The 2,994-nt window shown below is 40.2% G+C and carries 5 protein-coding genes and 1 pseudogene; 3 read left to right on the top strand and 3 right to left on the bottom strand.

Features of this window, described 5'->3' with window-relative positions:
- Nucleotides 1-69: 69 nt before the first annotated feature.
- Nucleotides 70-354, top strand: a pseudogene (locus AC1DVB_RS26260) (hypothetical protein); the annotation flags it as partial.
- Between the two features lie 44 nt (nt 355-398).
- Here the strand turns inward: AC1DVB_RS26260 and cotJC are convergent.
- Genes cotJC through AC1DVB_RS26275 form a run of 3 tightly spaced genes read right to left on the bottom strand, consistent with a single transcriptional unit; the run spans nt 399 to nt 1,482 of the window.
- The gene (cotJC, locus tag AC1DVB_RS26265) at nt 399-968 is read right to left on the bottom strand and encodes a spore coat protein CotJC (RefSeq protein WP_034307306.1); all 570 of its coding nucleotides are present in this window, start codon (nt 966-968) and stop codon (nt 399-401) included.
- 13 nt (nt 969-981) lie between these two features.
- Nucleotides 982-1,248, bottom strand: coding sequence for a spore coat protein CotJB (locus AC1DVB_RS26270; RefSeq protein WP_034307303.1), 267 nt, complete (start codon nt 1,246-1,248; stop codon nt 982-984).
- On the bottom strand, nt 1,249-1,482 hold the full coding sequence (locus AC1DVB_RS26275) for a spore coat associated protein CotJA (RefSeq protein ID WP_048679115.1): 234 nt from the start codon (nt 1,480-1,482) through the stop codon (nt 1,249-1,251).
- Nucleotides 1,483-1,739: 257 nt separating this feature from the next.
- On the opposite strand from AC1DVB_RS26275, the gene AC1DVB_RS26280 reads away from it, so the two are divergent.
- Both AC1DVB_RS26280 and AC1DVB_RS26285 read left to right on the top strand, forming a co-directional pair.
- Nucleotides 1,740-2,573 carry a 3D domain-containing protein gene (locus AC1DVB_RS26280; protein WP_477591725.1) on the top strand — a complete coding sequence of 278 codons (834 nt, stop codon included), beginning with the start codon at nt 1,740-1,742 and terminating at the stop codon, nt 2,571-2,573.
- 155 nt (nt 2,574-2,728) lie between these two features.
- On the top strand, nt 2,729-2,994 hold a 266-nt coding region (locus AC1DVB_RS26285; RefSeq protein WP_477591727.1), incomplete at its 3' end, for a DEAD/DEAH box helicase.

The raw sequence follows: 2,994 nt of genomic DNA on the forward strand, positions 1-2,994 counted from the left end.
GTGAATTAGTTGAAGGGCGTGTCATTGATAGTAAAGAAGATGGAACGCTTAACGTTTCTTTAATCCCGTGAATTAGTTGAAGGGCGTGTCATTGATAGTAAAGAAGATGGAACGCTTAACGTTTCTTTAATCCCCTTTAAACAAGATTTAATGGGGGAAGATGCTGATGTCATTTTCACTTATTTAATGAATCGCGGCGGTGCAATGCCTTATGGTGACAAAACGCCACCAGATGATATCAAGTTTCACTTCGGTTTGAGCAAGGGAGCGTTCAAGCGTGCTCTCGGCAAACTGATGAAAGAAGAAAAGATTTACCAGGAAGATGGATGGACATATTCTTCAGACCGTAAATGAAAAAGGCAGCGGATTTATCCGCTGCTTTTTTATTATGAATTTCATTAAAAGAACTTCTTTTTACCTTTTTCTTCTTTTAAAATCTCCACAGCTTCCCTGAACCTCATCGAATGGATAATTTCCCTCTCGCGTAAAAACCTGAGTGAATCATTGATATCAGGATCATCCGAGATGTCAATTAACCACTGGTAGGTTGCTCTGGCCTTCTCTTCAGCGGCGATGTCTTCATATAAATCTGCAATCGGATCGCCTTTGGCTTGGATATATGTGGCAGTAAATGGATTTCCTGCTGCGTCATGATAGAAAAGGGCGCTATCATGATTGGCATAATGGTCCCCTAGCCCGGCGGCTGCCATCTGCTGAGGTGTGGCATCTTTTGTAAGCTTATAGATCATCGTGGCGATCATTTCGAGATGGGCAAATTCTTCCGTTCCGATATCCGTAAGCAGGCCAATGACTTTATCCGGAATTGTATATCGTTGATTTAAGTAACGGAGTGCTGCTGCCAACTCACCATCAGCACCACCATATTGTTCTATTAAATATTTAGCCAATCGGGGATTACAGTCTCTTACTTTAACTGGATATTGCAGCTTCTTTTCATAAACCCACATAGCTCATCTCTCCTTATACCTGCCATGGCCAAGGGCCTTGGCCCCATTCCCATTTATTTTCACCGCCTGGACTGTTCCCAAATCCCAATAATGGACCATATTTAGGCTCAAAAACCGATTTCAGTTGTTGGGAGTATTCATGAAATTGATTGAATTGCTGTAAAGCCTGCTGGTCGTTAGGATGTGTATCCAAATAAAGAGTCAACTCGACAAGTACGAAATCGGCAGCCTGTATTTGTTCAAGCAACTGATAATATTCATCATCCAGTTTCTTATTCATTTACGTCTCCCTTTCCCGATATGGATTATCATAAAAATCATAAAAGAATTTCCAAAGTGTACCGTATTTCAAAGCTTCTTCCGGAGTGAACTGCTCCATATTGGGCGGTTGAAAATTAATATACAAATTAGGAGGTGTCCTGTAATACTTTCTCCCAATAGGCGGACACGGATCGAATTTACTATGGAAAGGTTTATATGACTTAACTAGGGTAAAAGTCTTTTCGCGAGTCAAAAAAAATACCTCCTTTGTAAAGATATAGCCTCTAATTTTTATGCCTCTATAATGCATAATATGACTGCTGTGGCCTGGAAAGGGAATTAAATGGAAAATGATATTTTTTCAGAATATTATAAAATCTTGTTATAGTCCCGTTATCTTACTGTGATGTTTGTCATCTATTCTTTATCTGTTTGTTCTTTGTATAGAAAAAAACTATGTTAAGATTTAACTCGTAGCTTATAAAGCAGCTCACAAGGAGGTAACAACATATGAAAAAATCAATCTTATCGTTAGCGGCAGCGGCTGCTATATCCGGTGCATTCACAATTCCGGTACAAGCAGAAGATGTCAAAGTGAAAGATGGAGACACATTATGGGGGATATCTCAAACATATAAAGTATCAGTAGAAGATATTAAGTCTTGGAACGATTTGTCTTCAGACGCGATTTATGCCGGAGAAACCATACATATTTCTCAAGAAGAGCATTATAAAGTAAAGTCAGGGGACACATTATCGGGAATTGCACACAAATATGATGTAGGGGTAAATGATATTAAATCTTGGAACGGTTTAAGTTCAGATACAATCCATCCTGGTCAAGAAATTGTCATTAAACCGGCAGCTAACAAAGTTGAAGCTGCAAGTGTAGGGCCTGCACAGAAATCAGGGCAAGCTGCACAAGCAGAGCAATCCGAACCAGCTGAACAAACTAAGCCAGCTGAACAATCTAAACCAGCAGAACAAACAAAGCCGGTTGAACAATCGGAACCAGCAGATTCAAACAATGAATCCCAAGATCAAGCCGAATCTGGAAGAGAGATTACTGTTAGTGCAACCGCCTATACGGCTGATTGTCAAGGCTGCAGCGGAACAACAGCAACAGGGGTGGACTTGAAAGCTAATCCTGATGCAAAGGTGATTGCTGTGGACCCATCAGTCATTCCGCTAGGATCAAAGGTTTATGTTGAAGGTTATGGCTATGCAACGGCAGCCGATACAGGCAGTGCCATCAAAGGGAATAGAGTGGACATATTTGTTCCAAACGAACAGGATGCCGTGAATTGGGGCGTTAAAAACGTTAAAGTGAAAATCCTGAATTAATTTAGCCATGCAAAACATGTTTATATATTAAAAAAGCAGACACAGACATATTGTGTCTGCTTTTTTGTCCTTTAGGTTGTCGGGAAAAGCAGGTACAATAGAAGAAATAGATCCTTATAAATCCTTAGAAGTTAAATAGGAGGAATAGTAAATTGATGGAAAAAGCACGTGAATATTTACAAGAATACTTTGGTTATGAGTCATTCCGAAAAGGTCAGGAACAGATTATCGAACAGGTGTTGGGAGGAATAAACACAGCGGGAATCATGCCTACCGGCGGAGGTAAATCAATATGTTACCAAATTCCTGCCCTTCTGTTACCAGGTGTAACACTCGTTATATCCCCACTAATTTCCTTGATGAAGGACCAAGTAGATGCCCTCGAACAAAATGGGATTGATGCCACGTTTCTTAATAGCTC

This window comes from Peribacillus sp. P4_D6 (genome assembly GCF_056401795.1).